Source organism: Microcoleus sp. N9_A1 (assembly GCF_036701795.1).
GTDB lineage: Bacteria > Cyanobacteriota > Cyanobacteriia > Cyanobacteriales > Microcoleaceae > Microcoleus.
This window is the reverse complement of record NZ_JAUBRI010000096.1, coordinates 1-18568: the sequence shown is the minus strand read 5'-3', so window position 1 is coordinate 18568 and position 18568 is coordinate 1. Positions and strand designations below refer to the sequence as shown.

At 47.4% G+C, this 18568-nt stretch carries 12 protein-coding genes, 1 other RNA gene and 1 CRISPR repeat array; of the genes, 10 read left to right on the top strand and 3 right to left on the bottom strand.

Features of this window, described 5'->3' with window-relative positions; translation table 11 throughout:
- Positions 1-280: 280 nt before the first annotated feature.
- Positions 281-1318, bottom strand: a complete 1038-nt coding sequence (pdhA, locus tag QUA58_RS28090) for a pyruvate dehydrogenase (acetyl-transferring) E1 component subunit alpha (protein WP_333063130.1) — start codon at positions 1316-1318, stop codon at positions 281-283.
- 448 nt (positions 1319-1766) lie between these two features.
- Here pdhA and QUA58_RS28085 point away from each other — a divergent pair, with 448 nt between their 5' ends.
- From QUA58_RS28085 to QUA58_RS28060, 6 genes are all read left to right on the top strand, one after another.
- Positions 1767-4085 carry an IMS domain-containing protein gene (locus QUA58_RS28085; RefSeq protein WP_333397366.1) on the top strand — a complete coding sequence of 773 codons (2319 nt, stop codon included), beginning with the start codon at positions 1767-1769 and terminating at the stop codon, positions 4083-4085.
- A gap of 287 nt (positions 4086-4372) precedes the next feature.
- Positions 4373-5584, top strand: a complete 1212-nt coding sequence (locus tag QUA58_RS28080) for a glycosyltransferase family 4 protein (RefSeq protein WP_333397364.1) — start codon at positions 4373-4375, stop codon at positions 5582-5584.
- A gap of 79 nt (positions 5585-5663) precedes the next feature.
- Positions 5664-8264: a CRISPR direct-repeat array (repeat unit 37 nt; unit sequence GTTTCAATCCCTGATAGGGTTTTAGGTATTTTCCGGC).
- Positions 8265-9400: 1136 nt separating this feature from the next.
- Positions 9401-10147: a dienelactone hydrolase family protein gene (locus QUA58_RS28075; protein ID WP_333397362.1), complete on the top strand. Its 747-nt coding sequence runs from the start codon at positions 9401-9403 to the stop codon at positions 10145-10147.
- 214 nt (positions 10148-10361) lie between these two features.
- Positions 10362-11261, top strand: coding sequence for a S1 RNA-binding domain-containing protein (locus tag QUA58_RS28070; protein WP_333255913.1), 900 nt, complete (start codon positions 10362-10364; stop codon positions 11259-11261).
- A gap of 322 nt (positions 11262-11583) precedes the next feature.
- Positions 11584-11697 (top strand): type II toxin-antitoxin system HicA family toxin, encoded by a 114-nt coding sequence (locus tag QUA58_RS28065; protein ID WP_333255926.1) that lies wholly within the window; start codon positions 11584-11586, stop codon positions 11695-11697.
- On the top strand, positions 11697-11912 hold the full coding sequence (locus QUA58_RS28060; protein WP_333397361.1) for a type II toxin-antitoxin system HicB family antitoxin: 216 nt from the start codon (positions 11697-11699) through the stop codon (positions 11910-11912). The genes QUA58_RS28065 and QUA58_RS28060 overlap by 1 nt, the downstream gene beginning before the upstream one ends.
- 29 nt (positions 11913-11941) lie before the next feature.
- Here QUA58_RS28060 and QUA58_RS28055 read toward each other — a convergent pair whose 3' ends face one another.
- Together QUA58_RS28055 and purD are read right to left on the bottom strand one after the other, a co-directional pair.
- A complete protein-coding gene (locus QUA58_RS28055) occupies positions 11942-14113 on the bottom strand; it encodes an ATP-binding protein (RefSeq protein WP_333255916.1) in 2172 nt (723 codons plus the stop codon).
- A 170-nt stretch (positions 14114-14283) separates the two neighbouring features.
- A complete protein-coding gene (gene purD / locus QUA58_RS28050) occupies positions 14284-15564 on the bottom strand; it encodes a phosphoribosylamine--glycine ligase (protein ID WP_333397359.1) in 1281 nt (426 codons plus the stop codon).
- Positions 15565-15902: 338 nt separating this feature from the next.
- Between purD and QUA58_RS28045 the strand changes: the two genes are divergently transcribed.
- The 4 genes from QUA58_RS28045 (at position 15903) to QUA58_RS28030 (ending at position 18363) form a co-directional block, all read left to right on the top strand.
- Positions 15903-17165, top strand: coding sequence for a 5-(carboxyamino)imidazole ribonucleotide synthase (locus tag QUA58_RS28045; RefSeq protein ID WP_333397357.1), 1263 nt, complete (start codon positions 15903-15905; stop codon positions 17163-17165).
- A gap of 50 nt (positions 17166-17215) precedes the next feature.
- A non-coding RNA gene (gene ssrS / locus QUA58_RS28040) (6S RNA) lies at positions 17216-17403 on the top strand.
- Between the two features lie 518 nt (positions 17404-17921).
- Positions 17922-18170: a hypothetical protein gene (locus QUA58_RS28035; protein ID WP_333255922.1), complete on the top strand. Its 249-nt coding sequence runs from the start codon at positions 17922-17924 to the stop codon at positions 18168-18170.
- Between the two features lie 7 nt (positions 18171-18177).
- On the top strand, positions 18178-18363 hold the full coding sequence (locus QUA58_RS28030) for a hypothetical protein (protein WP_333255924.1): 186 nt from the start codon (positions 18178-18180) through the stop codon (positions 18361-18363).
- The last annotated feature ends 205 nt before the right edge of the window (positions 18364-18568 follow it).

Genomic DNA, 18568 nt, shown 5'->3' with positions numbered 1-18568 from the left:
ATCTTCTCTTCATCCCTTGGGCTTGTCTTGGCAACTAGATTAACTGTTACCCCTACTTATTGAGCCGATACGATTTTAGCCCTAATTTATGGTAGTAAGCTTCGCAGTGCACACCCTACAAATAAAGTTTGTACGTAAGTCTTACAGCGTATTTCCGGTTTAGGAAGTGCAGTAGGGACAAAGGCTTTCGCCGTGTCCCTACGGGGATCTATCACTCTTGTGGGGAGTAGGGGGTGGGCATCCTGCCCGCCCTAAACATACAAGTTAAATGCACAACAGCTTACTCATCTTCTGCATAGATAAACCGATACAATTCGCTAGGATCGGGCTCAGCGCTTTTCTCAGCAAAATCCACTGCATCGTCAATTACTGCTTGAATCTTATTATCGATCTCTTTCAATTCTTCAGCAGTTGCCAAAGTTCGATCGATCAAATCAGCAGCCAACTTCTTAATCGGATCGCGGGGGAACCAATATTCCTTCTCTTCTTTAGAACGCAACTCATCAGGATCTGCCAAAGAATGGCCGCGAAAGCGATAAGTCAAAGCCTCGATCAAAGTCGGCCCCTCGCCGGCTCGCGCCCGCGCCACAGCTTCCTTCGCCACTTCCCGCACCGCCAAAACATCCATCCCATCAACCTCAAAGCCAGCCATGCCAAAAGCATGAGCTTTTTTGTAAATCAGCGGGTCAGAAGTAGCTCGCTCGTGGGCCATCCCGATCGCCCATTTGTTGTTTTCCACAACATAAATAATCGGCAACTTCCACAAAGCCGCCATATTCAAACATTCAAAAAACTGCCCGTTATTTGCAGCACCATCGCCAAAAAAACAAGCAGTCACGCCATCGGAACTCTCATCCCCCAAAGCTTCGCGGCGGTACTTGGATTGAAAAGCCGCCCCCGTAGCTACAGGAATCCCCTCAGCCACAAAAGCATAACCTCCCAACAGTCGGTGTTCGGCCGAAAACATGTGCATCGAACCGCCGCGGCCTTTCGAGCAACCAGTTTCCTTCCCGAACAACTCCGCCATTACCTCCCGCGCCGGGACGCCCGCGCTCAAAGCGTGAACGTGATCGCGGTAGGTGCTGCTGACGTAATCAGTGTCATCCCGGCGCATCGATCGAATGACGCCAGTAGAGACAGCTTCCTGACCGTTGTACAAGTGGACAAAACCAAACATTTTGCCCCGGTAGTACATCTCAGCACACTTGTCCTCAAAGTAGCGCCCCAAGACCATATCCTCGTAGAGCATCAAGCCCTCATCCCGAGAAATGGTTACGCTTTGCGCGTCAAAAACTGGTAAAGTCCGTTCCTGAACCATAAATAATTAATACCCGACGATCGGCTTCCTAGACATCTAAATTTAAACCCAGATGGGACACAACCGCAGCAGAAAACGATCAAACGTTTTCTGTGCAACAGTTCACCAATTGTTAAAATGAGTTTGGCAGGCGGGGCGGATTGCCGGGACTCGGAGAACCAACTCCCATCTAAACCCCATGCACACGAATGATATAATTCCATTACTCTCAAACCCGAAAATGGTCAAGAGTCAAACCACTCATTTAGCTGACGGGCAGTGAGCCTTTGCATTTTCCTCACTGTAAAACGCCCTAGAGGGAAAAAAATCAGAGGATCTCTACGGCAAGTCCAACATACCGTGAATCGGGCGGTTGGAAGCCAACACCAGAATTTTTGATTTGGTTTGCGGGAGTATGTCACTTAAGATAGGCTAATTCAGTTGCTAGCGCTTTGGGGAAGTGGACGTAGTGTTAATTCCACTAGATTACTACCGGATTTTGGGTCTACCGATTCAAGCTACTGCCGAACAGTTGCAGCAGGCTCACCGCGATCGAACTTTACAGCTTCCGCGCAGGGAGTATTCCGAAGTTGCGATCGTCGCCCGCAAACAACTGCTCGATGAAGCCTGCGCCGTTCTGTCAGACTCAGACGGGCGCAAAGCTTACGATGCGAGTTTTTTAGCCAAAACTTACGATCGAGAGTCGGAAGCAGCACAGGAAGCCAAGCACCAGAGGTCAAAAACCTCAGCAGGCACGGCCACAGTCCTGCAAGACGCAGGAGAAACCGCTCCGGCAGAGTTCAAGGCTTTAGAGGCTGCTCCCGACCCCCACACTCCAAGTATTGAAATCGATGACAACCAATTCGTAGGAGCCCTGCTCATACTGCAAGAACTGGGGGAATACGAACTCGTACAGAAGCTGGGTCGCCCGTATCTTAACAATGGCAGCATCGCGATCGCAGAAGGTCGTTTCGGCGACCAAGAGCTCGTGAGGCCAGATATAGTTTTAACCGTCAGCCTTGCCTGTCTAGAACTCGGCCGCGAACAGTGGCAGCAAGGTCAGTACGAAAATGCCGCAAAATCATTAGAAGCAGGTCAAGAATTGCTGCTGCGCGAAAGCCTATTTGCAAGCGTGAGGGGTGAAATGCAAGCCGACATATACAAACTCCGTCCGTACAACATTTTAGAGCTATTATCACTCCCCGAAGAAAAAGTCGCCGAGCGTCGCCGGGGACTGCAAATCCTGCGAGAAATGCTTCAAGAACGAGGCGGTATCGACGGTTCGGGAGACGATCGATCGGGCTTAGGAATAGAAGACTTCCTCCGGTTCGTGCAGCAAATGCGAAAACACCTAACCAGCAGCGAGCAGCAAGCCCTATTTGAAGCCGAAGCCGGCCGCCCCTCCGCAGTCGCCACTTACCTCTCGGTCTACACCCTGTTAGCCCAAGGATTTGCCGCCAGACAGCCATCGATGATCCGTCGCGCCAAGCTGATGCTGATGCAGCTCGGTCGCCGCCAAGACGTTCACCTGGAAAAAGCCGTCTGTTCCCTGCTGCTGGGCCAGACAGAAGAAGCCAGCAGAGCCCTCGAACTGAGTTCGGAAAAAGAACCCCTGGCCTTTATTCGCGAACATTCCCAAGATTCACCCGATTTGTTGCCCGGACTGTGCTTGTACGCCGAACATTGGCTACAAGAAGAAGTGTTTCCCCACTTCCGCGACTTGGCTAACGAGTCAGTGTCCTTGAAAGACTACTTTGCCGACCCGAAAGTACAAGCTTACCTAGAAGCTTTGCCACAGGACTCAGAAACCGCCAACGAATGGGTCGTCGTGCAGCCCCGATCCGGCAAGCCCCCGGGGCGACTGCAACCGACCGCAGGTCGATCGCCCGCTGCCATACCCGCACAGCCATCCACAGCCAAGCAGGGAGCCAGTACCGTCACCTTGACCCCCGTACCGGGCGACGCTTCCACCGCAGCCTCGGGCGCGAAATCTCAGGCAACGGTGGCCGCGCCGAGCGCTGTTGCCGCCGTCTCTCTCCCGATAGCGACAGTGCCACACCCCGCAGACTCGACTTCCAAACAACGCAGACGCCCACATTCAGGGCGCAGCGGAACAAGCGGCAATGGGCTAAAGGGCGATTTTGTCGATCGGGCGCGCACCAAGGCAGCAGAAATTACCGCCCAAGTCAAGTCCATGCCTCCAAACAGGCTGGCTTTGCTTCTAGTCGCAGGTGTCCTGAGCCTGTTATTCCTGTGGTTAATACTCAGTCTGTTGGCTAGCGCGATGCAAGCCCTATCGGGCCCCCTCCAAGGAGAGCAAGCCCTGGTTCGCCTGGAAGAACCGCCCCTAGAAATCCCTGCCTTGGCCGCGGCCCCAGAACCGAGCGCAGCAGGCGCAGTGTCGGGAGCAATCACTGAGGAATCAGCCGGACAAATAGTTCAAAGCTGGCTGTCGGCGAAAGCAGCGGCTTTGGGCCCCAATCACGCTGTCGAAGAATTAAAGCAAGTTCTGACAGAACCGGCTTTGTCTCGCTGGCAATTGATGGCAGAAGCTCAACAGCGAAACAACGCGTCCCAGCGTTATGTACACAAGCTGCAAGTTAATGCAGTTAAGACGAATCCGACTAATCCCGATCGCGCCCAAGTAGAAGCCCAAGTCGCGGAAAAAGCCGAAGTGTTCGATCGATCTCAACTCGTTTCTTCGCGCAATGAAAACCTGCGGGTGCGCTACGACTTGATCCGTCAAGAGGGACAGTGGCGGATTATGGATTGGCAAGTGATTAAGTAAGGAATTGTTCAGTTGACAGTTGACAGTTGACAGTTGACAGTTGACAGTTGACAGTTGACAGTTGACAGTTGACAGTTGACAGTTGACAGCTTGATACCGACATCTACCTGGAAGGAAGAGGATTGGAGTAATGAACAGTCTTCTTTTAATCTCTCCTGATCGGGGTTCTGGCTGTAAACCTATTCTTTCTGGTAATTAGTAATTGGTAATTGGTAATTTATGCTGGCTAATTACTAATTACCAATTTTTGATTATCCGTTTAATTGTTAATAGCAAAAGCGGGAGTTTTGAATTGCAGATTATTGTTGAAGGCTGGCGTTTTATTTATTTATCATTCCTATTGCGTAGCCAATCAATTTCAACTGCTGGAAATGCTCGATCGCCCGCGAGGACAAATTGAGCTTTTCCACCGCGATATGCCCTACATTGATGCAGCTTGGGAGACGAAAAGTAGTTTGTTCGATCGCCCAAATGAAACATTACTTCGCAGCATTAAGAGCCCTGCGGTAAATCAGTCAGCCGATGTTACCCTGCGAATGTACTGCCCGTGGGACTTCTCGGCCTCCAGCAGCGCCCAAACTTGGGTATTTGCAGCCACAGAATGGGGAATTATTACCAGTACAGTATTACAGGCGATGGGTGTTAAGTCGATCGCCAAAACCCCGGTTAACTCAGAAACAAAAATTATTACACCTTCAGCTTGGTCAAAAGCCGGCTTAATTCGCAGCGGAGTTGAGGCAGATCGCATTGCCGTCGTACCTTTGGGAGTCGATCCTCAGATTTATTATCCTGCTGCGGGCGATCGGCGTCAATCACTGCGCCAAAGCTTGGGCTGGTCAAACTATTTTATATTTTTAAACATCGGAGGACAAACCGATCGCAAAGGTATTCGCCCTTTATTAAAAGCCTTCGCTGCGGTAGTTGACAAATATCCCGATGCGAGATTAGTTTTAAAAGGTTCTGAACTGCTTTATCCGTCGAGAGACGAGATTGCTGAAGCGTGCCGAGTTGTACTCAACGATGCGGAAAGAGCGAGAGTTTTACCAAGATTGATTTATACTGGGAGCCAGCTATCTTTTGCTCAAATAGCTGAGTTTTACCAAGCAGCAGATGTTTATGTTTCTCCCTATTTGGCAGAAGGTTTTAATCTGCCGGTGTTGGAAGCTGCGGCTTGTGGTTTGCCGGTTATTTGCACGGAGGGCGGCCCTACGGATGATTTTACGCGATCGAACTTTGCACAGCGGATTGAGAGTAAATTTAAGGCTGTGGTGAGTGACGGGGAAACCTTATTTATCTTAGCTCCTGAGTGGGAACATTTGACTGATTTGATGCAAGGGGCGATCGAACAGCCTGGAATCGCTGCGAAAGCGAGGGTTGCGGGCCCGGCTTTTGTGGCTGAAAATTTTACCTGGCGGCGCGTAGTCGATCGATTGCTTGAGGTTATGGGAGGAGATAAAAAGAGAGAGGAGAGGTCTATTTTTGAGCCAATAATTTTGTAGTTTGGACGTTTCAAGCCCTAGATGGGGAAATAGGTATTTTCCGGCGTGCGATCGTTAGCTCTTGTTCTAAATATAATTTGTTTCAATCCCTGATAGGGTTTTAGGTATTTTCCGGCTTGGAGGATTTCTTCTCCCTGTAATTCCCAGGGGCCGTGTTTCAATCCCTGATAGGGTTTTAGGTATTTTCCGGCTCTTGCGCTATACTAAAAATATCGTTTACAACAACAGCTATGGAAGTTTCAATCCCTGATAGGGTTTTAGGTATTTTCCGGCTCACCGGCAGCTTTGCGTCCGATAGGAAAAGAGGGTTTCAATCCCTGATAGGGTTTTAGGTATTTTCCGGCACGCAAACCAGGCAGACTTGATCCGGTTTAATCCAGTTTCAATCCCTGATAGGGTTTTAGGTATTTTCCGGCTTGACGTGCAAGATATGGCAGATGAGGGATGGGTGTTTCAATCCCTGATAGGGTTTTAGGTATTTTCCGGCCGTAGAAACAGACTTGCAAAATAAGTCTAAATTCGTTTCAATCCCTGATAGGGTTTTAGGTATTTTCCGGCTCTGGAATTTCATCATCATCCAACGCTAATTCTTCCTCGTTTCAATCCCTGATAGGGTTTTAGGTATTTTCCGGCTTAAATTGGGGTGCATCTACCCCTATTTTTTTTGTTTCAATCCCTGATAGGGTTTTAGGTATTTTCCGGCTGCGATATCCCCCGCTTGTCTGCGAGATACTGCACCATGTGTTTCAATCCCTGATAGGGTTTTAGGTATTTTCCGGCTGTCGGGTGCGAGCCTTGTCAACTGGGGTGCGCGTGTTTCAATCCCTGATAGGGTTTTAGGTATTTTCCGGCGCAAGCTGACGCTCGGAGTTTTGCAAGCTTCGGGTTTCAATCCCTGATAGGGTTTTAGGTATTTTCCGGCGTGGACTTCTACAGGCAACGTTCTCAAGCTAGAAGTTTCAATCCCTGATAGGGTTTTAGGTATTTTCCGGCTAACGCTTGGTTTCGACTGCCGATTTAAGCAGCAAGTTTCAATCCCTGATAGGGTTTTAGGTATTTTCCGGCTACTCATCCCGTAAATATTAGTAAGTCTACCGAAAGCCAGTTTCAATCCCTGATAGGGTTTTAGGTATTTTCCGGCCTTATAATAGGCAGCTAGGCAGGGTGATCCAGTTAGAGTTTCAATCCCTGATAGGGTTTTAGGTATTTTCCGGCAGTAGGGCGGGTAGCCACAATTTTGCACTGCATTGTTTCAATCCCTGATAGGGTTTTAGGTATTTTCCGGCGATTCAGCTCGACTGCTTCTTCCAAATTTACCGTCTGTTTCAATCCCTGATAGGGTTTTAGGTATTTTCCGGCCCATATTTTGACTTCAGCCTTGCCACATCGTTTGATGTTTCAATCCCTGATAGGGTTTTAGGTATTTTCCGGCGGTTCCATTTAATATGAAATTTAGTGCCTTTCTTAAAGTTTCAATCCCTGATAGGGTTTTAGGTATTTTCCGGCGTTACCACGGTCGAGGAGCTTGCTTATATTAGCTCATATTGGTTTCAATCCCTGATAGGGTTTTAGGTATTTTCCGGCACAACTTAGCTCTGTGTTTGGAAGCCCTAGCAAATTGTTTCAATCCCTGATAGGGTTTTAGGTATTTTCCGGCTTTGATTACAATGGTTTATCAACCTATTAGAAAGTTTCAATCCCTGATAGGGTTTTAGGTATTTTCCGGCCAAATAAATTTAGGAAATTCTAAAAACTTAGCAACTGTTTCAATCCCTGATAGGGTTTTAGGTATTTTCCGGCTTGCCATAGTTCATCCTCTAGTAAGTGATACGGGGTGAGTTTCAATCCCTGATAGGGTTTTAGGTATTTTCCGGCCACAACTACCTCTGGGAGTTCATCTGGGCGGGCTGGGGTTTCAATCCCTGATAGGGTTTTAGGTATTTTCCGGCAGCAACCCCCGCAGAGTCTTGGTCGTCAAAGCGTGAGTTTCAATCCCTGATAGGGTTTTAGGTATTTTCCGGCTGTCAATCTCTGTGATATTAGGATAGATGCCCGGGTTTCAATCCCTGATAGGGTTTTAGGTATTTTCCGGCGCCAATCTCGCACACCGCTCGGTGTACGTGTAAACGTTTCAATCCCTGATAGGGTTTTAGGTATTTTCCGGCTAGCGTCTTTGATCTCACCGAGAGATATATATCTCGTTTCAATCCCTGATAGGGTTTTAGGTATTTTCCGGCTATGTAAAAAGCCTCTCGCTTGAGACTTTCAATTTCCGTTTCAATCCCTGATAGGGTTTTAGGTATTTTCCGGCGCTTGGAGATTGCACGGGGTAACGTATCAGCGGCGTTTCAATCCCTGATAGGGTTTTAGGTATTTTCCGGCTACCCTACTGGCTGCCGGAAGACTTGCGACCAAAACCAGTTTCAATCCCTGATAGGGTTTTAGGTATTTTCCGGCGTCCAACTGCACAATTCCAAATATCGTGGCAGTAAGTTTCAATCCCTGATAGGGTTTTAGGTATTTTCCGGCTGGAGGGGGCACGGGCACCGGAACTAAAGAATATATGGTTTCAATCCCTGATAGGGTTTTAGGTATTTTCCGGCAAGCCGAGAGCCAAAGTAAACCAACACGCAATCGTCACAAGTTTCAATCCCTGATAGGGTTTTAGGTATTTTCCGGCCGCCCGTTCCAGAAGCCACGGTGTATTTGGTTTTCAAGGTGCAGTTGCGTCCAGCTAAGATAAAAGTACCATTCCAGCCTTCGGCTTGTCAATACCCGATTTTCCATAATCACTCCAAAACCTTATCCTGTAAAGCTTTCAGACTTTGCGTCCGTCTTTTTTTTACACTAGGGGCATCAAACTCTTGCGGAACATGAGTTTGAGCCGAAAAATTTGATACTCCGATTTTAACACCTACCCATTGACGCAAACTAAGCAAAAAATATTCTGCGCTCAACGGGATCTACGCCACCAATACCTTCGATCTTAGCCTGACAGCAAGCGCACAGCGGAAAAAACCAAAACAGTCTTCCTTGGGTTGCATGACTTGGTTCGGCATGGCGATCGTAACTTAGACTTGAGTCCTAGCCTGCATCAATCTCCTCAACTGGTTGCATGATATCGTTTCCGGTAGCATCGGAATAATATATTTGGATCATGTCAGTGCGAGCTTAAGAGCTTGCGGCGTGGCTAGCGAGCTCTTAAGCTCGCACGCTCATAATTCCGATGCTACCGGATTTGATATGACTTTCTTCAAGGGCGATCGTAACTTACCATACTCAGTCTCACTCAATTCAGCACACTCAAACACACTGTACTACATTCACTGCCCATAAAGGGAAGCTCAAGGAAAAACCAATAACCTACCGCAATATAGCCATAAAAGACTACTTAAAATTAGCAAAAAAAACACAACGATTTCGCCCACAAAAAAGCAAAGGGATTTAAAAACTACTCCGCTATTGTAAAAATAATTATCTCATATTTAACAGATAATCGAGTTAGACACTTATCTAAAAAATCTCCCGAACAAGCCCGATAAAATGTTCTAAATCCTAGGTTTATCAAAACCTATATTTGAGCAAATCCCAGACCAAAATTTATCTTTTACCGGAATTTAACCCCAATTAATTGCTAGGAGCGATCGACCCCGACTTATTCAGCAAAATCTAAACGTTCAATAATTAGCGAATTTTTACCTGCCATATTTGCAGTATTTGCGCTTCCGAGTTACGAAAAATATTATTGGCGTATTGCCTAAAAATTCTCCAAATTAACTTAAAATCAGTAGAGTGGCATTTACCTTAAAACTCCCTATGACAAAAGCCGAAATTAGCACCAAAAACATCACAATTCCTAACGGGGATTTGCAAATAGCTGCATACCTAGCCCAGCCAGCCTCCCCAGGACAATTTCCCGCAGTTATCGTAATTCAAGAAATCTTTGGCGTCAACTCGCACATCCGCGAAGTTACTGAAAGAATAGCAAAAGAAGGATATGTGGCGATCGCCCCAGCCATTTACCAGCGTCAAGCCCCCGGCTTTGAAACCGGCTACACACCCGAAGCTATCCAAATCGGCAGAGAATACAAAGAAAAAACCACCGCTTCCGAACTTCTCGGCGATATCCAAGCCACCATCGATTACCTCAAAACTCTACCCTCTGTCAAACAACAAGGCTTTGGCTGCATCGGTTTCTGCTTTGGAGGACACGTCGCCTACCTCGCCGCTACTTTGCCCGAAATCAAGGCTACAGCGTCGTTCTACGGCGCCGGTATCGCCACCCAAACCCCCGGCGGTGGCACCCCCACGATCGCCCGCACAGCAGACATTAAAGGCACTCTCTACGCCTTGTTTGGCACTCAAGACCCCAGCATTCCCTTAGAACAAGTTGACCAAATCGCCGCAGAATTGCAAAAACACAGTATTTCTCACCGAATTTTCCGCTACAATGCCGATCACGGCTTCTTCTGCGACCACCGCGGCAGTTACGACGCTACGGCAGCAGCCGACTCGTGGACGCAGGTGAAGCAGCTATTTCATCAGCAACTTCAACCAGCTTAGAGAGTGGGAGATGGGGAAATAAGGAGAGTGGGAAATAAGGAGAGTGGGAAAGGGAGAGGGGGAGAGTGGGAGAGTGGGGGAATATCTTCCTTCTTCCTTCAACAACTGTCAACTGACAACTGACAACTGTCAACTGACAACTGTCAACTGACAACTGACAACTGTCAACTGGCAACTGGCAACTAAATTACTGACAACTGACAACTAAACTGACATGAATTCCAAATCTACAGGTTCTCAAAGCGCAAAAGCATCCTTTTCAATGGATGATTTTGCTAAAGCCCTCGAACAGCACAATTACGAGTTCCAGAAGGGACAAGTAGTTCGCGGCAAAGTGTTCGAGTACGACTCAAACGGCGCGTATGTTGATATCGGCGGCAAGTCTTCGGCTTTTTTGCCGATCGAAGAGGCTGCTTTGAGAACAGTAACGGATTTGTCGGAAGTGGTTCCGCTGGACGAGGAACGGGACTTTTTGATTATCCGCGAACAAGATGCAGATGGCCAAGTTACTTTGTCTCTGCGGCAGTTACAAATTCAGCAAGCTTGGGAAGATTTAGTTGAATTGCAGGAAACCGGTAAAGTTCTTCAGGTGCGGGTTTCTGGGGCGAATAAGGGCGGCGTGACTGTAGATGTTCAGGGAATGCGCGGTTTTATTCCCCGATCGCACTTAGTGGAACGCGATAACCTAGAATCGCTGATCGGTCAATCTTTGACCGTTAATTTTTTGGAGGTTGATCGCGAACGAGAAAAACTCGTACTTTCCCAGCGGATGGCCACTCAATCGAATGCTTTCAAGGATTTGCAAATTGGTCAGTTGGTCGAGGGAAAAGTCAGCAGCATCAAGCCTTTTGGCGTGTTTGTGGACTTGGAAGGAGTTAGCGGTTTGCTGCACATCAAGCAAGTCAGCCAAAAATATATTGAGAACCTCGGACAAGTTTTTGCCCCAGGCCAACCCCTGAAAGCCGTGGTGGTTGACCTCGATGAAAGTCGTGGTCGGATTTCGCTTTCTACTCGGGTACTGGAAAATTATCCAGGGGAAATGGTGGATAAAATGGCGGATGTTATGGATACGGCAGAAGAGCGATCGGAACGTGCTAGAAAGACTCTTTCTTAAGTCTTGACAAACTTACCCGTTTACTTGTTTTCAGGCAAAACCAGGAAACGAGTAAACGAGGGAAAATTTAGCAAAAATTGCCCCAATGTGCGATCGGGCTTCATCAGCTATCCAAAAATGTGTTCCCCCGTTGGTACGGCTTAACAGCGGATGATTTGAAGCAAATTTTAAGCCAATTTTCAACATAGTTTCTGAGTGGCAAAATAGTCAGTATTAGCACAATTCAAAATAGAAAGAACAAGTAATGAAAATTCGTGAGGTACTCAAGCGATTATAAGGGGATGGATGGTATGAAGCAAGAATGCGAGGCAGTCATTGAGTCCTGAAGCACCCTGAAAAACCTGGTATCGTAGTTGTACCGGGTAGTTTTTCAGATGAAGTCGCCATTGGAACTCTCAAAAGTATTTGGAAGCAAGCACAACTGGAGGAGGAATAATGAAGGAATATGTTGTAATCTTTGAATGGGCCGGCGCTAACTATTCAGCTTATGTTCCAGATTTTCCTGGTTGTATTTCTACAGGTAAGACACTTGAAGAAACAGAAAGCAATATTAAAGAAGCAATTGAGCTTTATATTGACACGCTCCGAGAGGATAGTCAACTCATCCCAGAACCGTCGCTCAAAACTAAGACAATTTCTGTTGCAGCTTAATTAGCATGAATTTCAATCTTCATTTTCCATTAAACAGTTTTAGCCACAGTCGAAGTTGTTTCAGTCTCAACCTGTGCTTCCACCGGCCAAGCATTTTTCATATCTAGTGCTTGTTTCGGCTGATAAACTGCCAAGTCGAACCAGAAAGTCGTGCCCACATTAACTTCGCTAACTAAATTAATTTTAGTGTGGTGCTTGTCAATAATGTTTCTGACAATAGAAAGACCTAATCCAGTTCCTTCTAAAGTGTGTACTCTGTTTTCTACCCGGAAAAAGCGATCGAATATTGCTTGTTGATCTTCAGGATCTATGCCAATTCCCGTATCAGAAATTTCGATCCGCACTACCGGAAAATGTTTGGCATCCGGTGACAAGTTGTGCTTGACGGATTGACCGTCTTTGTGGGTGGGCGCCTCCGGCTCTAGCAAATACGCTCGAATTGCCACCTTGCCGCCGGACTGAGTAAATTTTAAGGCATTTCCTACTAAATTTGCGAATACTTGCAGCAGCAAATCGTAATGACCTAAAGCAGGTGGCAAATATGGGTCAACTTCTTGCTCTAATTCAATGCCTTTATCCTTAGCATTTAACTGATAAGTCCGCAGGGTTTGTTCGACAGCTTGCGGGAGGTCAACAGCCTCCAAGTGATAAACTCGGCAGGATTCCAGTCGCGACAAGTCTAACACGTCGTTAACTAAACGAGTTAGTCGATCGGTTTCTCGGTTGGCAATTTCTAGGAATTCCCTGCGCTCGCTTTCTAGAAGGTCTTCTCCGTACTCGTGGAGAGTCTCGATAAAAGATTTGATATTAAATAAAGGTGTTCTCAATTCGTGAGAAACATTGCTGATAAAATTGCTTTTAGCCTCATTGAGTTCTACTTCGCGAGTAATGTCCTGCACTGTCATTGCAATGCCTTTGAGACTTTCTCGGTAATTTCCGGAACCTTGATGCTTGGAGGTTTGCTCGTAGAAAGTACACTCTACAGCTAGCGGGCGTTGTGGCTCGGTACAGGTATCTTCCTCATGGCGGACGCAGCTTCTGCACAGCGGTTCGGCACCGGGCGCTTTGTGCAGAATGACTGTAGTTAAAACAATCCGAATTGTACGGTTAACTGGTTCGCTCATAGAGATGCGAAATTCGCCGCCTTCGCGATCGCCCGCAGTTATTTCCTGCAAAGGTCTCGCCAAGTCCTGCTGAACTTCCGAAGGCAAAATGTTCAGAACATTTACTCCGAGCGCATTTTTACCTTCCCATCCAAAAATTCGCATACCCGTCGGGTTAACTAAAATCACCTGCAAATTTGCGTCTAATAAAAGCGCGCCATCAGCAATCGTTGAAACCAATGTTTCTAACTTAGCTTTTTCCGCTGTCAACTCTTCAATATTTTGTTCTTCATAACTTTCGAGTTTCTGGGCCATCTCGTTAAAACTGCCAATCAACTCGCCCAATTCTCCCCCTAAAGGCAGGTCAACTCGCTGCTTAAAATTCCCGCTGGCAATGTTTTTAACCCCGAAGACTAATTGTTTGATAGGCTGAGTAATTGTCAGGGCATTAAATACAGCGCCCAAAATTACCATCACCCAAATGGTTACAAATACTGCTAAAGTGACATCCCTAGTCAGATTTGAAGAGATAACTGCGGCGGGATTTGGGTTAATGCCGATCGCCAAAACTCCCAAATATTTGTCTTCATGAATTAACGGCACAAACACATCGGTAACTTCTCCATCTGGCGTCAAATGCTGCCGTACCAAAGGCAAAGAAGTTAAATTTCTCGCCTCAATATCGGCGAGAAAATTATCGGGAAGTTTGATCTGGCGGCGCAGCGTCAGGGAAGTCTGCACCTCGGATTCCGAAAATGGTATCCCCAGGAAAATATCTCCGGCTTCGTCTGCGTAAAGCATATAGCGGACGCTGGAGGTGCTGCTGTAAAATTGGCGGGAAAAGCGGGCGACTTCGGAGCGATCGTTTTTGGCAATCAGCGGCGCCACATTTGCCGCCAACAGCAGGCCGAGGTCTCGGCCGTAACGAGTATCGTTAAGTCGGGCGTCTTGCTGGATAGTATTCACGGCCCAGAATGTCAGGCCGCTCATAATTAACGACACTACGAGGGTAGCACCGGCCATCAGGCGGGTCTGGAGGGTAAAATCCGACCACCAGCGGGCAATAATTTCTCCGATTTTGTTTAGTATGGCCAGCATTTCACCAGTTCACCAGTTCAATATTAAAAGCAAGATCAATTCCGTTGGCTCCCGATCGAATTTTCTGCTGCGACTTGTCCGCTACCGCCACCGCAGAGATACCAAACTTCATTGTTACATTTCTACATTGAGATTGCTTGGCTTTCGGATGGCGGCCGATGTCGCAATTCCTAATTTTTCTCCCCCAAAGCTCGGCGACCGATGTCCCGACGGCAGTAGACCCCTTCAAATTGGATACAATCAACTGCTGCATAAGCTTTGGAGATAGCTTGTTCCAAAGTTTCTCCCGCCGCAGTGACGCCCAAAACCCGGCCTCCGTCGCTCACCAACTGCTGGTGCTTCAACTGAGTCCCGGCGTGAAACACTTCTGCTCCTTTGGCTTCAGCTTCCTCGATACCTGTAATAACTTTGCCTTTTTGATAACTTCCAGGATAGCCCCCAGAAGCCAAAACTACGCACACAGAAGCCCCCGACTTCCAGCGAATAGAATATTCACCCAGACGCTGCTGACAGCACGCCAGCACCAAATCTTCCAAAGGAGTTTCCAGCAGCGACAAAACCGCTTGAGTTTCGGGGTCTCCGAAACGGCAGTTGAATTCTAAGACTGTGGGTTCTCCTTCTGGCGTAATCATTAAACCTGCGTAGAGTACACCCCGGTAGTCGATTTTGCGTTTTTGCAGTGCTGCGAGGGTGGGTTCGAGAATTTCTTCTTGAATCCTTTCCATGAGTTCGGGGGTGACAATGGGCGCTGGGGCGTAGGCTCCCATACCGCCGGTGTTGGCTCCCTTGTCGGCTTCGCCGATAGCTTTGTGGTCTTGGGCCGGCAGCAACGGTTCCACTGTGATGCCGTCGGTGAGGGCGAGAATCGAGACTTCTTGACCTGTTAAGAATTCTTCGACGACGACTCGGATGTTGTCGGTGCCGAATTCGCCTCGGAAAATGGTGTTGATGGCGCTGTGAGCCATTTTGACGGTGGTGGCAACGGTGACTCCTTTGCCTGATGCGAGTCCGTCTGCTTTGATGACTATTGGGGTTCCTTGTTCCAGAACGTATGCTTTGGCTGCTTCTGCGTCTGTAAATACGGCAGCTTTGGGTGTTGGGATGCCTGCTTCGAGCATCAATTCTTTGGCCCAGGATTTGCTGGATTCAATTTGGGCGCCGGCTTTGGTGGGGCCGAAAATCATCATTTTTCGCTGTTGGAAATAGTCGGCGATGCCTAGCGATAGGGGTAATTCGGGGCCGACGATGACTAATCCGATGTTGTTGACCATCACAAAGCGTTCGATGCCTTGGAAGTCGTCGATGTTGAGCGACAGATTTTGACAGCCTGGGGTGGTAGCTGTGCCGCCGTTGCCCGGTACGCAGAATACTTGTTTAATCCGCGTAGATTCTAGCAGTTTTTTTGCGATCGCGTGTTCGCGACCTCCGTTTCCCACAACTAAAACTTTCACAGTATCCTCACCTATAAATTTTGTTTCCTGAATGTGTGATTTTCAGTGTTGGCATCTGTCTATCTGCTTTTTGCAGTGCTGTCAATTATGCCATGCTTGGCGCTAGGGAATTGCTAGATGTGGCACTTTTCTGGAGGAGTGGGCTTCGACGGCTGTTTCTCAATGGCTGGGAGTGTGCAATAATTAAAGACTTTAGGCGCCGATTTTTTCTGGGTTCTGCCTCGATTTAATCATGAAATTAAAACTATTTTCTGGCTTTTAACTCTTCAATTACTGTAATTGAGCCAGGGTCAAATAGCGATAAGATAGGCAGGTTGACTTTGCGGAATTTTACTCAGATGAAATCAAATCAAACCGCTGCGAGTTTGTCTGCCAAATTTAAGCGGGTGGGCGTTGTCGGCGGCGGCCAGCTAGCTTCGATGATGGGGGATGCTGCTAAAGCGCTAGGTATTGAATTGGTAGTGCAAACTCCCTATGCTACTGACCCGGCAGTTTCTGTTGCTGCTGGTGCTGTTTTGGCTGCTGTTGATGATGTTTTGGCTACGGCTCAATTGGCGGCTGGCTGCGATCTTATTACTTTTGAAAATGAGTTTGTGGATTTGGATGGTTTGCGGCCGCTAGAAGAGCAAGGTGTGTTATTTCAGCCGAGTTTGTCGTCGCTTTCTCCTTTGTTGGATAAGTACGTTCAGCGCTGTTATTTACAAGGTTTGGGTTTGCCAACTCCGAGATTTTGGGAATGGGATTGCAGCGCAGATTTGCCCCCGGAATTGTTTAAAGCGGTGGCGATCGACTTTCCGGCAATTTCTGTTTCTGACAGCGTGCAGATGGAAGGAGACTCGGATGCTGGATCGATCGACTTTCCCTTTGTCGTCAAAGTTCGCCGCCACGGTTATGACGGCCAAGGTACTTTTATTGTTAAGGATCGGGGGAGTTTTGAGTCAATTCGTGCTAAACTCCAAGGTCAGTCTTTGTTAGTGGAAGAGTTTGTGCCATTCGATCGCGAGTTGGCAGTGATTGCAGCTCGATCGGCAACTGGGGAAATTGCGATTTATCCGATCGTCGAAACTCAGCAGCAAAATCAGGTTTGTCGCTTGGTGATTGCGCCTGCTGATATTAGTTTAGATGTGAAAACCGAAGCTTGTGCGATCGCCCGCACTCTCCTCAACAGTTTGCAAGCTGTCGGCGTATTCGGCATTGAATTATTTTCAACCACCGACAATAGGCTGTTAGTCAATGAAATTGCACCCCGCACTCACAACTCGGGACATTTTACCATCGAGGCCTGTGAAACTTCACAATTTGAACAGCATTTGCGCGCTGTTTGTCAACTGCCTTTAGGTAATTCGGATCTGAAATGTGCAGGCGCTGTCATGGTAAATTTGCTGGGCTACGAGTCGGCTGAGTCGGATTATTTAACGAAACGAAAACAACTGGCACAAATTAGCGGTGCTTTTGTCCATTGGTATGGTAAGAAAGTATCGCGTCCCGGCCGCAAACTGGGTCACGTTACAGTTGTGTTCGACGCGGACTTGGTGGCTCAGGGGCGATCGCAAGCACTGGCGATCGCTCAAACCGTTGAATCTATCTGGTATGCAAGTTAAATTGCTCGAAGCTTGCCAAAATCTAGTTAGTTGCTGTATATTAAATAAAGGTTCTACTGCGACGTTGGTGACTGCCAATAATGTTTTTTTGATCTATAACTCTTAACTCTCGGGAATCAAGATGTTTGGACAGCAGTAAACTGGGCTTGTACCCAGAAACTTTAAGTCCGAGCCAACGGTGCCCACCTGGTAAAATACCAGGTCAAAAGCTGAGGTAAGACGGCGTTGCGGGGAGCCATTATAATATTGATTGAGATAGGCGCTGTGAAATATGGCTAGCCTATTTTTTTTGAGTAAACGCCTTTACTCATACTTGGAGTTTACTGTAGTTTAGACTAAATAAAGATGAGAAGGGTGACCAAAGAAGAACTAGCCACCGCGGCGGGAGAGAATGAGGGTGAAAAATAAAACCTATCCACTCCCTAAATGAACAGTGAACGATTAAAGGACTTTCGTCAAGCAACATACGAGTTATTAGTAAAAGCGAAAGATGCAACATTCGAGCTGATGGATGCAGTAATGACCACGCCCGAATGCGGCCTGTTTAGCGGAATTTTCACTCAATCCATTATTCAATCGTCAATGGCCAAGCGTCTACGAAGCCTTACAAGACTGTAGGCCAGACCGGAAAAAACTGATGCTGCTTTATCTCCAGCAATTAGAACAGCAAGTACCCGCAGCAGAACATATATTAGTCGCAATCGACCACACTGCATGGGGGAAACAGTCATGCCAAAACATTAAAATATAGAACCCATGAATATCATCTTAGGCGTAATTATTGGACAAGGGTACAGTACCATTGCGTGGATACCGGAAGCGCAAGGAAGTTGGGCATTACCCCTACTCCATGAAAGAATTAGTAGTGCGTCTTCACCTATACTTCAAGCAGCTTCCCAACTCAAACTTGTCTGTGAACAGAGCATCAATCCAGTCTTGGCAGTCTTAGACGCCCGAATATGGCAATGCCAGTTGGGTACTAGCTATAGCAGATATTCAAGCTGATTGTTTAATGAGAGTCCGAAGTAATGCTTGCTTGTGGTCAGCACCACCAGCCTACAGTGGTCGCGGCAGACCACGCAAGCACGGGCAAAAAATGAGGCCCAACGACCCAACCAGATGGCTCGAAGCGGATGCTGTGATTGAAATTGACGAACAGAAGAGAGTTGGGACAAGTCAGAGTCAGGCAATGGCTTGACTTACATTTTTATCGTGTCCCTGGACAAAGAGTTATCTCAGACAATTGGTTTAAAAATCAGGCTAATTTACTATCCACCTATCACAGCAAATATAACCAAATTGAACGCTGCTGGGCGGCACTTGAACATTAGACCTCTTGCAAAAATAATTAGGACGGGCTCTCCGGCCCATCCCACAAGAGTGATTTTTTCTTGTGGGATGGG

What these genes read in the sequence shown, in the direction of transcription:
- pdhA (WP_333063130.1), bottom strand. Translation starts at nt 1,318, where the DNA reads ATGGTTCAGGAACGGACTTTACCAGTTTTTGACGCGCAAAGCGTAACC.
- QUA58_RS28075 (WP_333397362.1), top strand. Translation starts at nt 9,401, where the DNA reads ATGACAAAAGCCGAAATTAGCACCAAAAACATCACAATTCCTAACGGG.
- QUA58_RS28070 (WP_333255913.1), top strand. Translation starts at nt 10,362, where the DNA reads ATGAATTCCAAATCTACAGGTTCTCAAAGCGCAAAAGCATCCTTTTCA.
- QUA58_RS28060 (WP_333397361.1), top strand. Translation starts at nt 11,697, where the DNA reads ATGAAGGAATATGTTGTAATCTTTGAATGGGCCGGCGCTAACTATTCA.
- QUA58_RS28055 (WP_333255916.1), bottom strand. Translation starts at nt 14,113, where the DNA reads ATGCTGGCCATACTAAACAAAATCGGAGAAATTATTGCCCGCTGGTGG.
- QUA58_RS28045 (WP_333397357.1), top strand. Translation starts at nt 15,903, where the DNA reads ATGAAATCAAATCAAACCGCTGCGAGTTTGTCTGCCAAATTTAAGCGG.
- QUA58_RS28035 (WP_333255922.1), top strand. Translation starts at nt 17,922, where the DNA reads ATGAATATCATCTTAGGCGTAATTATTGGACAAGGGTACAGTACCATT.
- QUA58_RS28030 (WP_333255924.1), top strand. Translation starts at nt 18,178, where the DNA reads ATGAGAGTCCGAAGTAATGCTTGCTTGTGGTCAGCACCACCAGCCTAC.